We start from the raw sequence: 17,466 nt of genomic DNA on the forward strand, positions 1-17,466 counted from the left end.
ATGTCAAAAGTCGCTCTCATTACTGGCGTAACCGGGCAGGATGGTTCTTACCTGGCGGAACTTCTGCTGGAGAAAGGTTACGAGGTTCATGGTATCAAGCGTCGCGCGTCTTCGTTCAATACCGAACGCGTGGATCATATCTATCAGGACCCGCATGCCAGCAACCCGAAATTCCACCTGCACTACGGTGATCTGACCGATTCATCCAACCTGACCCGCATTTTGCAGGAAGTGCAGCCGGATGAAGTCTACAACCTGGGGGCAATGAGCCACGTTGCGGTTTCGTTTGAGTCCCCGGAATACACCGCCGACGTAGATGCGCTGGGAACGCTGCGTCTGCTGGAGGCGATTCGCTTCCTGGGCCTGGAAAAGAAAACCCGTTTCTATCAGGCCTCCACCTCTGAGCTGTACGGTCTGGTGCAGGAAATTCCGCAAAAAGAGACCACGCCGTTCTATCCGCGCTCTCCGTATGCCGTCGCCAAACTGTACGCCTACTGGATCACCGTTAACTACCGCGAATCCTACGGCATCTACGCTTGTAACGGCATTCTGTTCAACCATGAATCTCCGCGTCGCGGCGAAACCTTCGTGACCCGCAAAATCACCCGCGCGATTGCCAATATCGCTCAGGGGCTGGAGTCCTGCCTGTTCCTCGGCAACATGGATTCCCTGCGTGACTGGGGCCATGCCAAAGACTACGTCAAGATGCAGTGGATGATGCTGCAACAAGAGACGCCGGAAGATTTCGTGATCGCGACCGGCGTGCAGTACTCCGTGCGTCAGTTCGTCGAAATGGCGGCGGCACAGCTGGGAATCAAACTGCGCTTTGAAGGGGAAGGCGTGGAAGAGAAAGGGATTGTCGTTTCTGTCACCGGTCATGATGCGCCGGGCGTGAAGCCGGGTGATGTGATTATCGCCGTTGACCCGCGCTACTTCCGTCCTGCGGAAGTGGAAACCCTGCTGGGCGACCCGTCAAAAGCGCACGAGAAGCTGGGCTGGAAACCGGAGATCACACTCCAGGAGATGGTGTCTGAAATGGTCGCGAAAGACCTGGAAGCGGCGAAGAAACATTCCTTGCTGAAATCTCATGGCTACGAGGTTGCCATCGCGCTGGAGTCCTGAGGATGATGAAACAACGTATTTTTGTGGCGGGCCATCGCGGGATGGTGGGTTCCGCCATCGTAAGACAGCTGGCGCAGCGCGAGGATGTGGAGCTGGTGCTCCGCACCCGCGACGAGCTGAATTTGCTGGACAGCCGGGCGGTACAGGCATTCTTCGCTGAAGAACGCATTGACCAGGTTTATCTGGCGGCGGCGAAGGTGGGCGGTATTGTCGCCAACAATACGTACCCGGCCGATTTCATCTACGAGAACATGATGATTGAGAGCAACATCATTCACGCCGCGCATCTGCACAACGTGAACAAGCTGTTGTTCCTCGGTTCCTCCTGTATCTACCCCAAACTGGCAAAACAGCCGATGGCGGAAAGCGAACTGCTGCAAGGGTCGCTTGAACCAACCAACGAGCCGTATGCCATCGCAAAAATTGCCGGGATCAAACTGTGCGAGTCCTGGAATCGCCAGTTTGACCGCGATTACCGCTCGGTTATGCCGACCAACCTGTACGGGCCGCATGACAACTTCCACCCGAGTAATTCGCACGTCATTCCCGCGCTGCTGCGTCGCTTCCATGAAGCGACCGAACAGAACGCGCCGGATGTAGTGGTATGGGGCAGCGGGACACCGATGCGCGAGTTCCTGCATGTGGATGATATGGCCGCTGCCAGCATCCATGTGATGGAGCTGGATCGCGAAGTGTGGCAGGAGAACACGCAGCCGATGCTCTCGCACATCAACGTCGGTACTGGTGTGGATTGCACCATTCGGGAGCTGGCGCAAACGATCGCTCAGGTCGTGGGCTACAAAGGGCGGGTGGTGTTTGACGCCACGAAACCGGACGGCGCGCCGCGCAAACTGCTCGACGTAACGCGCCTGCATCAGCTTGGCTGGTATCACGAGGTGTCGCTGGAGGCCGGGCTTGCCAGCACTTACCAGTGGTTCCTTGAGAACCAGCACCGGTTCCGGGGGTAAACATGTTTTTACGTCAGGAAGATTTCGCTACCGTCGTGCGCTCTACGCCGCTGATCTCCATTGATTTGATCGTGGAGAATGAGCGCGGCGAGTTCCTGCTGGGCAAGCGCACCAATCGCCCTGCGCAGGGTTACTGGTTCGTACCGGGCGGGCGCGTGCAGAAGGATGAGACGCTGGAAAAAGCGTTTGAGCGTCTCACTCAGGCGGAACTGGGGCTGCGTTTACCGCTGTCCGCAGGCGCGTTTTATGGCGTCTGGCAGCACTTCTATGACGATAACTTCTCCGGCGAAGACTTTACCACTCATTACGTTGTGCTTGGTTTTCGCCTGAAGGTGAATCAGGCAGATCTGCATCTGCCTGATGAACAACATGAAGATTATCGCTGGCAGGCGCCTGAGCGGCTTCTGGCAAGCGCCAGCGTTCACGACAACAGTCGGGCGTACTTCCTCGCGGATCGTCAGTCCGGGGTGCCTGGATGTTACACGAAATCATTCAGCCTGAATCAAGGCGGCAGGGGTGAGCAGATGCAGCCAACGCAGAGCCAGGTTGAAGGATGAAGCGTATGAGAATCCTTGTGTACGGCATCAACTACTCGCCGGAGCTAACCGGCATCGGTAAATACACCGGCGAGATGGTGGAGTGGATGGCGCGTGAAGGGCATGAAGTTCGGGTGATCACCGCGCCGCCTTATTACCCGCAGTGGAAAGTGGGCGAGCAGTATTCCTCCTGGCGTTATCGCCGGGAAGAGGGGGCGGCCACCGTCTGGCGCTGCCCGTTATATGTTCCGACGCAGCCATCGACGCTGAAACGCTTGCTGCACCTGGGCAGTTTCGCCCTGAGCAGTTTCTTCCCGCTGATGGCGCAGCGACGCTGGAAGCCGGATCGGATTATCGGCGTGGTGCCGACGCTGTTTTGCACGCCGGGTATGCGTTTGCTGGCGAAACTCTCCGGCGCGCGCACGTTGCTGCATATTCAGGACTACGAGGTGGATGCGATGCTCGGTCTGGGGCTGGCCGGGCAAGGCAAGAGCGGTAAGGTTGCCCGACTGGCCGCCGCGTTCGAGCGCAGCGGTCTGCACAACGTCGATAACGTCTCCACCATCTCCCGTTCAATGATGAATAAAGCGCAGGAGAAAGGGGTCGCGGCAGACAAGGTGATTTTCTTCCCTAACTGGTCGGAAGTGGCGCGTTTTCGTGACGTGACCGCTAGCGATGCGGCCCGCTTACGCCAGACGTTGGGGTTGCCGGATGATAAAAAAATCATTCTGTACTCCGGCAATATTGGTGAAAAACAAGGGCTTGAGAACGTGATCGACGCCGCTGAGCGTCTTACCGATCGCCCCTGGTTGTTTGTCATTGTCGGGCAGGGCGGCGGTAAAGCGCGGCTGGAAAAAATGGCCCATGAGCGCGGCCTGGATAACGTCAAATTTTATCCGCTTCAGCCTTATGAAGCCTTACCTGCGCTGCTGAAGATGGGCGATTGCCATCTGGTGGTGCAAAAGCGCGGCGCGGCGGATGCTGTTTTGCCGTCGAAACTGACCAATATTCTGGCGGTGGGCGGCAACGCGGTGATTACTGCTGAACCGGAAACCGAACTCGGCCAGCTTTGTCGCGACTATCCCGGCATTGCCGTTTGCGTGGAACCGGAGTCGGTCGACGCGCTGGTGACGGGGATTACCCAGGCACTTGCCATGCCTGAGAACAACACGGTGGCATGCGAATATGCCGAACGCACGCTCGATAAAGAGAACGTGTTACGTCAATTTATTACAGATATTCGGGGATAAATCATGGGTCAACGTAAACTTTATCCGGTCGTGATGGCGGGTGGCTCGGGTAGCCGTTTATGGCCGCTTTCTCGTGTACTTTATCCAAAACAGTTTCTCTGCCTGAAGGGCGATCTCACCATGCTGCAAACGACCATTTGTCGTCTGAACGGCGTGGAGTGCGAAAGCCCGGTGGTGATCTGCAATGAGCAGCACCGCTTTATTGTCGCCGAACAGTTGCGCCAGCTAAACAAACTGACGGAGAACATTATTCTCGAACCTGCCGGGCGCAATACCGCGCCAGCGATTGCGCTGGCGGCGCTGGCGGCGAAACGCCACAGCCCGGAAGGCGATCCGCTGATGCTGGTACTGGCGGCCGATCACGTCATCGCTGATGAAGGAGCGTTTCGCGATGCGGTGCGTAACGCCATTCCGTATGCCGAAGCGGGCAAGCTGGTCACGTTCGGTATCGTGCCGGATCTGCCGGAAACCGGCTACGGCTATATTCGTCGCGGCGATGTCTCTCCCGGCGAGCAAGACGCGGTTGCTTTTGACGTCGCGCAGTTTGTCGAAAAACCCAATCTTGAAACCGCGCAGGCCTACGTGGCGAGCGGCGACTACTACTGGAACAGCGGGATGTTCCTGTTCCGCGCCGGGCGTTATCTGGAAGAACTGAAAAAATACCGTCCCGATATTCTGGACGCCTGCGAAAACGCGATGAGTATCGTTGACCCCGACCTCGACTTTATCCGCGTGGATGAAGAGGCGTTCCTCGCCTGCCCGGAAGAGTCGGTGGACTACGCGGTGATGGAGCGCACGGCAGATGCAGTGGTTATGCCGATGGATGCCGGCTGGAGCGACGTGGGTTCCTGGTCTTCACTGTGGGAAATCAGCGCGCACACCGCCGAGGGAAACGTGCATCACGGCGACGTCATTAGCCATAAAACGGAAAACAGCTATGTTTATGCGGAGTCGGGCCTGGTGACGACCGTCGGGGTGAAAGACCTGGTGGTTGTACAGACCAAAGATGCGGTGCTGATTGCCGATCGCAATGCGGTGCAGGATGTGAAAAAAGTGGTGGAGCAGATTAAAGCTGATGGTCGCCATGAGCACCATATCCACCGTGAAGTCTACCGACCGTGGGGCAAATACGACTCCATCGACGCTGGCGACCGTTATCAGGTGAAACGTATTACCGTTAAACCCGGCGAGGGGCTCTCCGTGCAGATGCATCACCATCGGGCGGAGCACTGGGTGGTGGTTGCAGGGACGGCAAAAGTCACCATCAACGGCGAAATCAAACTGCTCGGTGAAAACGAGTCTGTCTACATACCTCTGGGGGCGACCCACTGCCTGGAGAATCCGGGAAAAATTCCGCTCGACCTGATTGAAGTCCGCTCCGGTTCGTACCTTGAAGAGGACGACGTGGTGCGCTTCGCCGATCGCTACGGGCGGGTGTAAGCCCGGTAAGTTGCCGGATGGCGCGTTGCTTATCCGGCCTACAGGTCCGTAGTCCCGGTAAGCGCAGCGCCACCGGGCAATAAAACAAAAATTGAAAAAGGCTCTTACGAGAGTCAGGGCCAACTGTTGCCTGAAGAAGGGTAAAAACATGACGAAATTAACCTGTTTTAAAGCCTACGATATTCGCGGCAGGCTGGGCGAAGAGTTGAATGAGGATATCGCGTGGCGTATTGGCCGCGCTTACGGCGAGTTCCTGCAACCGAAAACCATTGTGCTGGGCGGCGATGTGCGCCTGACAAGCGAGTCGCTGAAACTGGCGCTGGCGAAAGGGTTGCAGGATGCGGGCGTTGACGTACTGGATATCGGCCTTTCCGGCACGGAAGAGATCTATTTTGCGACCTTCCATCTGGGCGTCGATGGCGGTATTGAAGTGACCGCCAGCCATAACCCGATGGACTACAACGGTATGAAACTGGTGCGCGAGGGCGCGCGCCCCATCAGCGGCGACACCGGTCTGCGCGACGTGCAGCGTCTGGCGGAAGCCAATGATTTTCCACCGGTCAACGAAGCCAGACGCGGCAGCTATAAGCAGATCAATCTGCGTGACGCCTACATCGACCACCTGTTCGGCTACATCAACGTCAACAATCTCACGCCATTGAAACTGGTCATCAACTCCGGCAACGGCGCGGCAGGCCCGGTGGTGGATGCCATTGAAGCCCGCTTTAAGGCGCAGGGCGTGCCGGTTGACTTCATCAAAATCCACAACACGCCGGACGGCAACTTCCCGAACGGCATCCCTAATCCGCTGCTGCCGGAGTGTCGCGATGACACCCGCAACGCCGTTATTGAACACGGCGCAGATATGGGCATTGCCTTCGACGGGGATTTCGACCGCTGCTTCCTGTTCGATGAGAAAGGGCAGTTCATTGAGGGCTACTACATTGTCGGCCTGCTGGCGGAGGCATTTCTGGAGAAACACCCGGGAGCGAAGATCATCCACGACCCGCGTCTGTCCTGGAACACCGTTGATGTGGTGACGGCGGCGGGCGGCACGCCGGTGATGTCGAAAACCGGCCATGCCTTTATTAAAGAACGTATGCGCCATGAAGATGCTATCTACGGCGGCGAAATGAGCGCCCATCACTACTTCCGTGATTTTGCGTACTGCGACAGCGGGATGATCCCGTGGCTGCTGGTGGCGGAGCTGGTATGTCTGAAAGGGCAGTCGCTGGGGGAACTGGTGCGTGACCGGATGGCGGCGTTCCCGGCCAGCGGTGAAATCAACAGCAAACTGGCAGAGCCTGCGGCCGCCATCAGCCGGGTGGAAGCACACTTTGCGCGTGAAGCGCTGACGGTGGACAGAACTGACGGCATCAGCATGTCGTTTGCCGACTGGCGCTTCAACCTGCGTTCTTCCAATACCGAACCGGTGGTGCGGTTGAACGTGGAATCACGCGGCGACATTCCGCTGATGGAAGCGCGAACGCGAACCCTGCTGACGTTGCTGAATCAGTAATGTCGGTTCTTCCCTTACCCGGCGACGGGTAAGGGGCTAATAACAGGAACAACGATGACAAATCTAAAAAAGCGCGAGCGAGCCAAAACCAATGCATCGTTAATCTCTATGGTGCAACGCTTTTCGGATATCACCATCATGTTTGGCGGGTTATGGGTTGTCTGCAAGCTGAGCGGATTGCCTTTCCTGTATATGCATCTGTTGGTGGCGCTGATCACGCTGGTGGTTTTTCAGATGCTGGGCGGCATAACTGATTTTTACCGTTCCTGGCGCGGCGTGAAGATTTCGACGGAACTGGCGCTGCTGCTGCAAAACTGGACGCTGAGTCTGGTCTTCAGCGCGGGCCTGATTGCCTTCAATAACGACTTCGATAACCGTCTTACCGTCTGGCTGGCGTGGTATGCGCTCTCCAGCGTGGGTCTGGTGGTCTGCCGCTCGTTCATTCGCTACGGAGCCGGATGGCTGCGTAACCGTGGGTACAACACGCGCCGGGTGGCGGTGGCGGGGGATCTTCCTGCCGGTCAGTCGCTGCTGGACAGCTTCCGCAAGGAGCCGTGGTTGGGTTTTGAAGTGGTCGGCGTTTACTACGATCCGAAACCGGGCGGCGTCTCTTCTGACTGGGCCGGAAATCTGCAACAACTGGTCGAGGATGCCAAAGCCTCACGCATTCATAACGTCTATATCGCCATGTCGATGAGTGACGGGGCGCAGGTAAAAAAACTGGTGCGCGCTCTGGCTGACACCACCTGCTCGGTCATCCTCATCCCGGATGTTTTTACCTTCAATATTCTGCACTCGCGCATTGAAGAGGTAAGCGGCGTGCCGGTCGTGCCGCTGTATGACACGCCGCTGTCAGGGATCAATCGTCTGCTGAAACGCGCGGAAGATATCGTGCTGGCGTCGCTGATTCTGCTGCTGATCTCTCCGGTGCTGTGCTGCATTGCGCTGGCGGTCAAATTCAGTTCGCCAGGGCCGATCATTTTCCGCCAGACCCGTTATGGCATGGACGGTAAGCCGATCAAAGTGTGGAAATTCCGCTCCATGAAGGTGATGGAAAACGACAAAGTGGTGACGCAGGCGACGCAAAACGACCCGCGTGTAACCCGCGTGGGGAATTTTCTGCGCCGTACCTCGCTTGATGAACTGCCGCAGTTTATCAACGTTCTGACCGGCGGCATGTCTATCGTCGGGCCGCGCCCGCACGCGGTGGCGCATAACGAGCAGTATCGCCAGCTTATCGAAGGCTACATGCTGCGCCATAAAGTCAAACCCGGCATTACGGGATGGGCGCAGATCAACGGCTGGCGCGGCGAGACCGACACGCTGGAGAAAATGGAAAAGCGCGTGGAGTTTGATCTGGAGTACATCCGTGAGTGGAGCGTGTGGTTTGACATCAAGATTGTTTTTCTGACGGTGTTCAAAGGCTTTGTGAATAAAGCGGCGTACTGAGGAACGATCATGAGCTTACGAGAAAAAACCATCAGTGGGGCGAAGTGGTCGGCGATCGCTACGGTTATCATCATCGGGCTGGGACTGATTCAGATGACCGTGCTGGCGCGGATTATTGATAATCACCAGTTTGGTCTGCTGACCGTGTCGCTGGTGATTATCGCCCTCGCCGATACGCTGTCGGACTTCGGTATTGCCAACTCCATTATCCAGCGTAAAACGATAAGCCACCTCGAACTCACCACCCTGTACTGGCTGAACGTTGGCTTAGGGCTGGCGGTGTGCGTTGTGGTGTTTTTGCTTAGCGACGTGATCGGCAACGTGCTGCATAACCCCGATCTGGCGCCGCTGATTAAAACTCTGTCGCTGGCGTTTGTGGTGATCCCTCACGGGCAGCAGTTTCGCGCGTTGATGCAAAAGGAGCTGGAATTTAACAAAATAGGCATGATCGAGACCAGCTCGGTGCTGGCGGGGTTCACCTTTACCGTGGTCAGCGCCCATTTCTGGCCGCTGGCAATGACGGCGATCCTCGGCTATCTGGTCAACAGCGCCGTCCGTACGCTGCTGTTCGGCTATTTGGGTCGGAAGATCTACCGCCCCGGCCTGCATTTTTCGCTGGCGTCTGTTTCGTCGAACCTGCGCTTTGGCGCATGGCTGACGGCGGACAGCATCATCAATTACGTCAATACTAACCTGTCGACGCTGGTGCTGGCGCGTATTATCGGCGCGAGTGTCGCCGGGGGATACAACCTTGCTTATAACGTGGCGGCGGTTCCGCCAATGAAGCTTAACCCGATCATTACCCGCGTATTGTTCCCGGCGTTCGCCAAAATTCAGGATGATACGGAGAAGCTGCGCGTCAACTTCTACAAGCTGCTGTCGGTCGTGGGGATTATTAATTTTCCCGCGTTGCTCGGTCTGATGGTGGTATCGAATAATTTTGTGCCGCTGGTTTTTGGCGAGAAGTGGAACAGCATCATTCCGGTGCTGCAACTGCTGTGCGTGGTGGGGCTGTTGCGCTCTGTCGGCAACCCGATTGGTTCGTTGCTGATGGCGAAAGCGCGCGTCGATATCAGCTTCAAATTCAATGTGTTCAAAACCTTTCTGTTCATTCCGGCAATTATCGTTGGCGGCCATCTGGCGGGGGCGACAGGCGTGACGCTGGGCTTCCTGCTGGTGCAGATCATCAATACCGTTCTGAGCTATTTCGTCATGATTAAACCGGTGCTGGGGTCGAGTTACCGCCAGTACATCCTTAGCCTGTGGCTACCGTTTTATCTTTCTTTACCTACCCTGGCGGTGAGCTATGGGTTGGGTATTGCGCTGAATGGACATCTGCCGCTGAGCGTACTGCTGGCAACGCAAATCGTGGCGGGCGCGCTGGCCTTCGCCGTGATGATTGTGCTTTCGCGCCATCCGCTGGTGGTGGAGATGAAGCGCCAGTTTTGCCGTAGCGAAAAAATGAAAACACTGCTTCGCGCAGGATAACTTTTGCCGGATGGCGACGTTTACGCGTCGTATCCGGCCTATGAATTGATTTTGCTGTAGGCCGGATAAGGCGACAGCCGCCATCCGGCAACGATTTTAAGGGGCAAATATGAAATTACTGATCCTGGGCAACCACACCTGCGGCAACCGTGGCGACAGCGCAATTTTGCGCGGCCTGCTGGATGCCATTAACCGTCTTGAGCCTGACGCAGAAGTGGATGTGATGAGTCGCTATCCGGTGAGCTCATCCTGGTTATTGAATCGCCCGGTGATGGGCGATCCGCTCTATTCGCAGATGAAGCAGCACAATAACGCGGCGGGCGTGATGGGGCGCGTGAAAAAAGTGCTGCGTCGCCGCTATCAGCATCAGGTACTGCTCTCCCGCGTCACCGATACCGGCAAGCTGCGCAATATTGCCATTGCGCAAGGGTTTACCGACTTCGTTCGTCTGTTATCCGGTTATGACGCCATTATCCAGGTAGGGGGCTCGTTTTTCGTTGATCTGTACGGTGTGCCACAGTTTGAACATGCGTTGTGTACTTTTATGGCGAAGAAGCCGCTGTATATGATTGGTCACAGCGTCGGCCCCTTCCAGGACGAGCAGTTCAACACGCTGGCGAATTACGTCTTTGGGCACTGTGATGCGTTGATTCTGCGTGAATCAGTCAGTCTGGAGCTGATGAAGCGTAGCGATATCACCACGACGAAAGTTGAAGCGGGGGTCGATACCGCCTGGCTGGTTGATCATCACAATGACGATTTTGAACCGGGCTATGCCGTTCAGCACTGGTTAGCCCTTGCCGGAAAGCAAAAGACGGTTGCGATTACGCTGCGTGAACTGGCGCCATTCGATAAGCGTCTGGGAACCACCCAACAGGCTTACGAGAAGGCGTTTGCTGGCGTGGTGAACCGTATCCTTGAGGAAGGCTATCAGGTGATTGCGCTGTCAACCTGTACCGGTATCGACAGCTATAACAAAGACGATCGCATGGTGGCGTTAAACCTGCGCCAGCACGTCAGCGATCCAGATCGTTACCATGTGGTAATGGACGAACTCAACGATCTTGAAATGGGTAAAATCCTCGGCGCCTGTGAGCTGACCGTGGGCACGCGCCTGCATTCCGCCATTATTTCCATGAATTTCGCGCCCCCTGCGATTGCCATTAATTATGAGCACAAATCTGCCGGAATTATGCAACAGCTGGGATTGCCTGAAATGGCGATCGACATTCGTCATTTGCTTGACGGCAGCCTGGAAGCGATGGTGGCCGATACGCTGGGGCAGTTGCCCGCGCTCAACGCGCGACTGGCGGACGCCGTAAACCGCGAGCGTGAACAGGGCTTTCGCATGGTGCAGTCAGTGTTAACCCGTATCGGGGAGGGGAAATGAAGGTCAGCTTCTTTTTACTGAAGTTCCCACTGTCGTCAGAGACCTTCGTGCTGAACCAGATCACCGCGTTTATCGATATGGGGTTTTAGGTGGAAATTGTCGCGTTGCATAAAGGCGACCTTGAGAACACGCATGCGGCGTATGACACCTACCGCCTGGGTGAAAAAACGCACTGGCTGCTGGATGAACCGGAAGGCAAGCTGGCGAAGCTGCGCTATCGCGCCATTGCGTCTTTGCGTGGCGGTACGCGCGCATCGACCTGGAAGGCGCTGAATGTTTCACGTTACGGTGATGAAGCGCGCAACCTGATTCTGTCCGCAATCTGCGGGCTGACGCCAAAAATGTTCCAGGCGGATGTTTTTATCGCCCATTTTGGCCCGGCGGGCGTAACGGCGGCGAAGTTGCGGGAACTTGGCGTGATCAAAGGCAAAATCTCCACCGTTTTTCACGGTATTGATGTATCGCACCGCGATGTGCTCAATCACTACACGCCTGAATATCAACGCCTGTTCCAGCGTGGCGATCTCATGCTGCCTATCAGTGAATTATGGGCGGGACGCCTTAAAACGATGGGGTGCCCGCCCGAGAAAATTGCGGTCTCGCGGATGGGCGTCGATATGACGCGCTTTACTCACCGTCCGGTAAAAGCGCCGGGTACGCCGCTGGAGATTATTTCCGTGGCGCGATTAACCGAGAAGAAAGGACTGCACGTAGCGATTGAGGCCTGCCGACAGCTCAAAGCGCAGGGGGTAGCGTTCCGTTATCGCATCCTGGGCATGGGGCCGTGGGAGAGACGCCTGCGCACATTGATTGAGCAGTACCAGCTTGATGATGTGATTGAAATGCCCGGCTTTAAGCCCAGCCATGAAGTGAAAAAAATGCTGGATGACGCGGATGTGTTTCTGCTGCCCTCCATCACCGGTACGGATGGCGATATGGAAGGTATTCCGGTGGCGCTGATGGAAGCGATGGCAGTCGGGCTGCCGGTGGTTTCAACCGTTCACCGCGGAATCCCTGAACTGGTGGATGCCGGTAAGTCGGGCTGGCTGGTGCCTGAAAATGATGCTGAGGCGTTGGCGGAGCAACTGGCGGCATTCAGTCGCATCGACACCGAGTCGTTGCGGCCTGTGGTACAACGCGCCCGTGAAAAAGTTGAGGCTGATTTTAATCAGCAGGTGATTAATCAACAGTTAGCCAGCCTGCTGCAAACGATGTAAACCGAGGTTGTATGCCAGAGAATAAACTCTCCCGTCGCACCTTCCTGACGGCAGGCTCTGTGCTTGCCGCGCTTCCTGTCCTCCATTCCCCCTTTGCCCGCGCGCTTGAACCCCGGCAAACCGTCAATATTCAGGATTATAACCCCCGAGACTGGATAGCCTCGTTTAAACAGGCGTTTAGCGAAGCGCAGACGGTTGTTGTTCCTGCGGGGCTGGTCTGCGAGAACGTCAATACCGGCATCTTTATTCCGGCAGGAAAAATGCTGCATGTGCGCGGGCGCTTAAGCGGCAATGGTCGCGGTCGGTTCGTGTTGCAGGATGGCTGCCAGGTAACAGGAGAGCAGGGCGGCAGCCTGCACAACATCACCCTGGATGTGCGCGGTTCAGATTGCACCATCAGGGGGATTGCCATGAGCGGGTTCGGCCCCGTTACCCAGATCTACATTGGCGGCAAAAAGCCGCGAGTGATGCGTAATCTCACCATTGATGATATTACGGTCAGCCATGCAAATTACGCCATTCTGCGCCAGGGATTCCACAATCAGGTGGACGGTGCGCGCATCACCAACAGTCGATTCAGCGATCTGCAAGGGGATGCTATCGAATGGAACGTGGCGATTAACGATCGTAACATTCTGATCTCTGACCATGTTATAGAACGCATCGATTGCACCAACGGGAAAATCAATTGGGGGATTGGCATCGGACTGGCGGGCAGCACCTACGATAATGCCTACCCGGAAGAACAAACCGTAAAGAACTTTGTCGTGGCCAATATTACCGGATCGGATTGCCGACAACTGGTTCATGTGGAGAACGGAAAACACTTTATCATTCGTAATGTAAAAGCGCGGAATATCACGCCTGATTTCAGTAAGAAAGCGGGCATTGATAATGCGACGGTAGCAATTTATGGGTGTGATAATTTCGTGATTGATAATATCGATATGGTGAATTGTGCGGGGATGCTTATTGGCTATGGCGTCGTCAAAGGCAAATATTTATCCATTCCGCAAAACTTCAAATTAAATGATATTCATCTTGATAACACTCGCCTGGCCTATAAACTGCGCGGCATTCAGATCTCTTCAGGGAATGCGACCTCCTTTGTGGCGATCACCAATCTGGATATGAAGCGCGCTACGCTTGAACTACACAACCAGCCGCAGCATCTTTTCCTGCGTAATATCAAGGTAATGCAGGAGTCTGCGACAGGGCCCGCGCTGAAGATGCACTTTGATCTGCGTAAAGATATACGCGGCAAGTTTATGGCGAAACAGGACACTTTGCTGTCGCTGGCGAACGTTCATGCAGTCAATGAGAAGGGGCAGAGCTCGGTCGATATCGACAGGATTAACCACAAGGTGGTGAATGTGGAAGCGGTCAATTTCAGGTTGCCGGAGCGGGGGAGGTAGTTTTGCGACCATTCCTGGCGAAAGTTACTCATACTTAAGATTATGGCTACTGCAATCTGCGGATAAGCGGCGTACCATCACATCCAACGCCATAATGTAATTCATGCTGGCTAAAACATGCTAAAGAGCTATAATTCAGCAACCATTTTATAGGTGGATGAAATAATGATTAATTTGAAAGCAGTTATTCCGGTAGCTGGTCTGGGTATGCACATGTTGCCTGCCACCAAGGCAATCCCCAAAGAGATGCTGCCGATTGTTGACAAACCGATGGTACAGTACATTGTTGACGAAATTGTTGCTGCTGGGATCAAAGAAATCGTTCTGGTTACTCACGCTTCCAAAAATGCGGTAGAGAACCACTTCGACACCTCCTACGAATTAGAGTCACTTCTGGAGCAACGCGTGAAACGTCAGTTGCTGGCGGAAGTGCAGTCCATTTGCCCACCAGGCGTGACGATTATGAACGTTCGCCAGGCTCAACCGCTGGGTCTGGGGCATTCCATTTTATGCGCACGTCCTGTGATTGGCGACAACCCGTTTGTGGTGGTGCTGCCTGATATCATCATTGATGACGCGACGGCCGATCCGCTTCGCTATAATCTTGCGGCAATGGTAGCGCGTTTCAACGAAACGGGACGCAGCCAGGTGCTGGCAAAACGCATGAAAGGCGACCTTTCAGAGTATTCCGTTATCCAGACCAAAGAACCTCTGGATAATGAGGGAAAAGTCAGCCGTATTGTTGAGTTTATTGAAAAGCCGGATCAACCGCAGACACTGGACTCAGATCTGATGGCGGTAGGTCGCTATGTGTTGTCGGCAGATATCTGGGCAGAACTGGAAAGAACAGAACCCGGCGCTTGGGGCCGCATCCAGTTGACGGATGCAATTGCAGAACTGGCGAAAAAACAGTCTGTTGACGCCATGCTGATGACAGGCGACAGCTACGACTGCGGTAAGAAAATGGGCTATATGCAAGCGTTCGTTAAGTACGGGCTGCGCAACCTGAAGGAAGGGGCGAAGTTTCGGAAGGGAATTGAGGCGTTGCTTAACGAGCAGTACTAATTCATCGCCTGCGGTGGTGAGAGGACTAATCATAACGGCAGTAAACGTTCTGAAAACCTGAGGGAAAATCAGAATGTTGCTGTCGTTTTTGTTTATGTAAGTTATTAAATAATAATGAGTTAACTACCAAATTTAAGTTATGATTTTGATGCATTTTCCCTTGTTTCTCACTGCGTTTGGTAAGACAATTAGCGTTTGAATTTGGGAGCATTCTGCTTAAGCAGAATGGGCTCGTAATATCTTTGCTAAACGCGTAGTGGACTGGTAGCTGTAAAGCCAGGGGCGGTAGCGTGCCTGAAAAATATGGGCATCTCTGTTCATTAAGAGGTAAAAGCGCTTCAAGGGGCGATAGCTTGGCCCACCACTACAATAATTCTGGTCAATTTATATGCTATGAGATAAATATGTTTGTGTTTTTTGTTGGGCCTTCTTCAGGTAAAATAACAGGTCAATCCGTAGCTTTTAATCTCATCTATAAAAATTATAAGGGTAAGAAATCCCTCGTTGATTATCTTGATTTCTCCGGAAGTAAATGCAAGGTTTTTTTACATTACTTTCTGTCTATGTTTATGTTTGTCGCATTGAATTTAATGTATCTGCTAAGCGTTAAAGTTGTGTATATCACAACAAGTCGAACTTATTTAGGATTTTTTCGCGATTCATTTTTTATTTTGGTTGGTTGGTTATTTAGAGCAAAAATAGTTAACCATTTACATGGTTCTGATTTTCTCTATTTCAGAAATAAACAGCCTCGATTTATTCAGTCAATTATTGACTTTGTATATAATAAAATCGATATTTCAATCGTGCTGACAGAGGCAATGAAAGAGCAATATAAAGCATATGAAAAAATGCGCTTGCTGGTTGTCTCGAATTGTTACTCTGGTCTGACTGAATTCGGTAATAAAAACATTCTTCAGAAAAATGAGATTCAATTCGTTTATCTGTCAAACTTAATGTACTCGAAAGGTGTATTGCATCTGATCAGAGCTGTAAAGCAGGCGCACGAGGCCGGTGTCCCCGTGAAGCTCATTCTTGCCGGAGCGATATGTTCTGATGAATATTATTCCGAGAATGAATTAAGCAGTCTGATTGATGCAGAGATCTCAACGGTTAATTACATTAAGTATGTGGGCGTTGTAAAAGGGAAGCAAAAAAACGATCTTCTTTTGAATACTGATATTTTTGTATTACCCACTTTTTACCGCTCTGAAGCTCAGCCCATTTCTATCATCGAAGCGATGTATTATGGCTGCGCAATTATCACTACCAACCATAATTACCTGAAAGACTTTGTAAATAATGAGCATGGAATAATTGTGGAAAAAGAGAGCCAACAAGCTCTGTCTGATGCTATTAACCTTATTCATGAAAATAAAACGCGCTTCATTGATGTTTCTGAAAGCAACATGAAGTTAGCTAGAACATTTTATTCTCCTGAGAACTACATTCAAAGAATAACAGATATTATTACCGAGGAATAAATGAAAACAGCATTGATTACAGGCGTGACCGGACAGGATGGTTCATATCTGGCTGAGTTCTTGTTGGAAAAAGGTTACGAAGTTCATGGGATTAAACGTCGTTCTTCCTCATTCAACACTGAGCGAGTTGACCACCTATACCAAGATCAGCACGCAGAAAACCCTAAATTTATTTTACATTATGGGGATTTAACTGATACCTCAAACTTGGTTCGCTTAATTCAGAAAATCAAACCTGATGAGGTCTATAATTTAGGTGCGCAGTCTCACGTTGCTGTGTCATTTGAATCGCCGGAGTATACAGCGGATGTTGATGCGCTCGGCACGTTACGCCTGCTGGAAGCTATTCGTATCTCAGGGCTGGATAAAAAAACCAGATTTTACCAAGCTTCCACCTCGGAATTGTATGGCTTAGTGCAGGAAATTCCTCAGCGCGAGTCTACGCCTTTCTATCCGCGTTCTCCTTATGCGGTCGCTAAGCTTTATGCGTACTGGATTACGGTAAATTATCGTGAATCCTATGGCATGTATGCCTGTAATGGTATCCTGTTTAACCATGAGTCTCCCCGTCGCGGAGAAACGTTTGTCACGCGTAAAATCACACGCGCAATTGCAAACATCTCTCAGGGAATTGAAAACTGTCTATATTTAGGAAATATGGATTCACTGCGCGATTGGGGACACGCTAAAGATTATGTCCGCATGCAGTGGATGATGCTGCAGCAGGAAAAGCCGGAAGATTTTGTCATTGCCACAGGCAAACAAATATCAGTACGTGACTTTGTGAGGATGTCTGCAAAAGAGGTCGGGCTCGAAATCGAGTTTACAGGCACTGGCGTGGATGAAATTGGCACTGTCGTGAAGAAGCTTAACGATTGTGCGACCGGAGTTAATGTCGGCGATGTGATCGTTCGGGTCGATCCGCGCTATTTCCGTCCGGCAGAAGTTGAAACGCTGCTCGGAGAACCGGAGAAGGCGAAACGAGTATTAGGTTGGGTTCCTGAAATTACCGTCGAAGAGATGTGCGCTGAAATGATTGCGAATGATTTATCAAAAGCGAAGCAGCATGCATTGCTCAAAACGCATGGGTACGATGTTTCTGTCTCAATGGAGCGTTAACCTA

12 protein-coding genes and 2 pseudogenes are annotated in these 17,466 nt (G+C 53.2%); all 14 read left to right on the forward strand.

Annotated features, from left to right (window positions below; genetic code table 11):
* The 14 genes and pseudogenes from gmd (OGV67_RS06880) to gmd (OGV67_RS06945) all read left to right on the forward strand — a co-directional run bounded on the left by gmd (OGV67_RS06880) (position 1) and on the right by gmd (OGV67_RS06945) (position 17,462).
* Positions 1 to 1,122 carry a GDP-mannose 4,6-dehydratase gene (gene gmd, locus OGV67_RS06880; protein WP_012131708.1) on the forward strand — a complete coding sequence of 374 codons (1,122 nt, stop codon included), beginning with the start codon at positions 1 to 3 and terminating at the stop codon, positions 1,120 to 1,122.
* 2 nt (positions 1,123 to 1,124) lie between these two features.
* Entirely contained in the window at positions 1,125 to 2,090 is a 966-nt protein-coding gene (gene fcl / locus OGV67_RS06885; RefSeq protein WP_047462602.1) for a GDP-L-fucose synthase, read from the forward strand.
* Between the two features lie 2 nt (positions 2,091 to 2,092).
* A pseudogene (locus tag OGV67_RS06890) lies at positions 2,093 to 2,566 on the forward strand (GDP-mannose mannosyl hydrolase); the annotation flags it as partial.
* 86 nt (positions 2,567 to 2,652) lie between these two features.
* A complete protein-coding gene (gene wcaI / locus OGV67_RS06895) occupies positions 2,653 to 3,876 on the forward strand; it encodes a colanic acid biosynthesis fucosyltransferase WcaI (protein ID WP_115615334.1) in 1,224 nt (407 codons plus the stop codon).
* 3 nt (positions 3,877 to 3,879) lie between these two features.
* Positions 3,880 to 5,316: a mannose-1-phosphate guanyltransferase gene (gene cpsB / locus OGV67_RS06900; RefSeq protein WP_012131712.1), complete on the forward strand. Its 1,437-nt coding sequence runs from the start codon at positions 3,880 to 3,882 to the stop codon at positions 5,314 to 5,316.
* A gap of 148 nt (positions 5,317 to 5,464) precedes the next feature.
* Positions 5,465 to 6,835 carry a colanic acid biosynthesis phosphomannomutase CpsG gene (cpsG, locus tag OGV67_RS06905; protein WP_012131713.1) on the forward strand — a complete coding sequence of 457 codons (1,371 nt, stop codon included), beginning with the start codon at positions 5,465 to 5,467 and terminating at the stop codon, positions 6,833 to 6,835.
* Positions 6,836 to 6,889: 54 nt separating this feature from the next.
* Positions 6,890 to 8,284 (forward strand): undecaprenyl-phosphate glucose phosphotransferase, encoded by a 1,395-nt coding sequence (gene wcaJ / locus OGV67_RS06910; RefSeq protein ID WP_047462612.1) that lies wholly within the window; start codon positions 6,890 to 6,892, stop codon positions 8,282 to 8,284.
* Positions 8,285 to 8,293: 9 nt separating this feature from the next.
* A complete protein-coding gene (wzxC, locus tag OGV67_RS06915; protein WP_286465149.1) occupies positions 8,294 to 9,772 on the forward strand; it encodes a colanic acid undecaprenyl disphosphate flippase WzxC in 1,479 nt (492 codons plus the stop codon).
* Positions 9,773 to 9,881: 109 nt separating this feature from the next.
* A complete protein-coding gene (wcaK, locus tag OGV67_RS06920) occupies positions 9,882 to 11,162 on the forward strand; it encodes a colanic acid biosynthesis pyruvyl transferase WcaK (RefSeq protein ID WP_286465152.1) in 1,281 nt (426 codons plus the stop codon).
* Positions 11,159 to 12,379, forward strand: a pseudogene (wcaL, locus tag OGV67_RS06925) (colanic acid biosynthesis glycosyltransferase WcaL). Before wcaK ends, wcaL begins: the two are co-directional and overlap by 4 nt.
* An 11-nt stretch (positions 12,380 to 12,390) precedes the next feature.
* Complete coding sequence (gene wcaM / locus OGV67_RS06930) at positions 12,391 to 13,794, forward strand: colanic acid biosynthesis protein WcaM (RefSeq protein ID WP_115614706.1); 1,404 nt, start codon at positions 12,391 to 12,393, stop codon at positions 13,792 to 13,794.
* A gap of 165 nt (positions 13,795 to 13,959) precedes the next feature.
* A complete protein-coding gene (gene galF, locus OGV67_RS06935; protein ID WP_115614707.1) occupies positions 13,960 to 14,859 on the forward strand; it encodes a UTP--glucose-1-phosphate uridylyltransferase GalF in 900 nt (299 codons plus the stop codon).
* A 290-nt stretch (positions 14,860 to 15,149) separates the two neighbouring features.
* Positions 15,150 to 16,343: a glycosyltransferase family 4 protein gene (locus OGV67_RS06940; protein ID WP_147294127.1), complete on the forward strand. Its 1,194-nt coding sequence runs from the start codon at positions 15,150 to 15,152 to the stop codon at positions 16,341 to 16,343.
* Positions 16,344 to 17,462, forward strand: a complete 1,119-nt coding sequence (gene gmd, locus OGV67_RS06945) for a GDP-mannose 4,6-dehydratase (protein WP_115614709.1) — start codon at positions 16,344 to 16,346, stop codon at positions 17,460 to 17,462.
* Positions 17,463 to 17,466 lie beyond the last annotated feature (4 nt).

It is taken from the genome of Citrobacter sp. CK188, from assembly GCF_030333525.1.
Classification (GTDB): Bacteria; Pseudomonadota; Gammaproteobacteria; order Enterobacterales; family Enterobacteriaceae; genus Citrobacter_B; species Citrobacter_B koseri.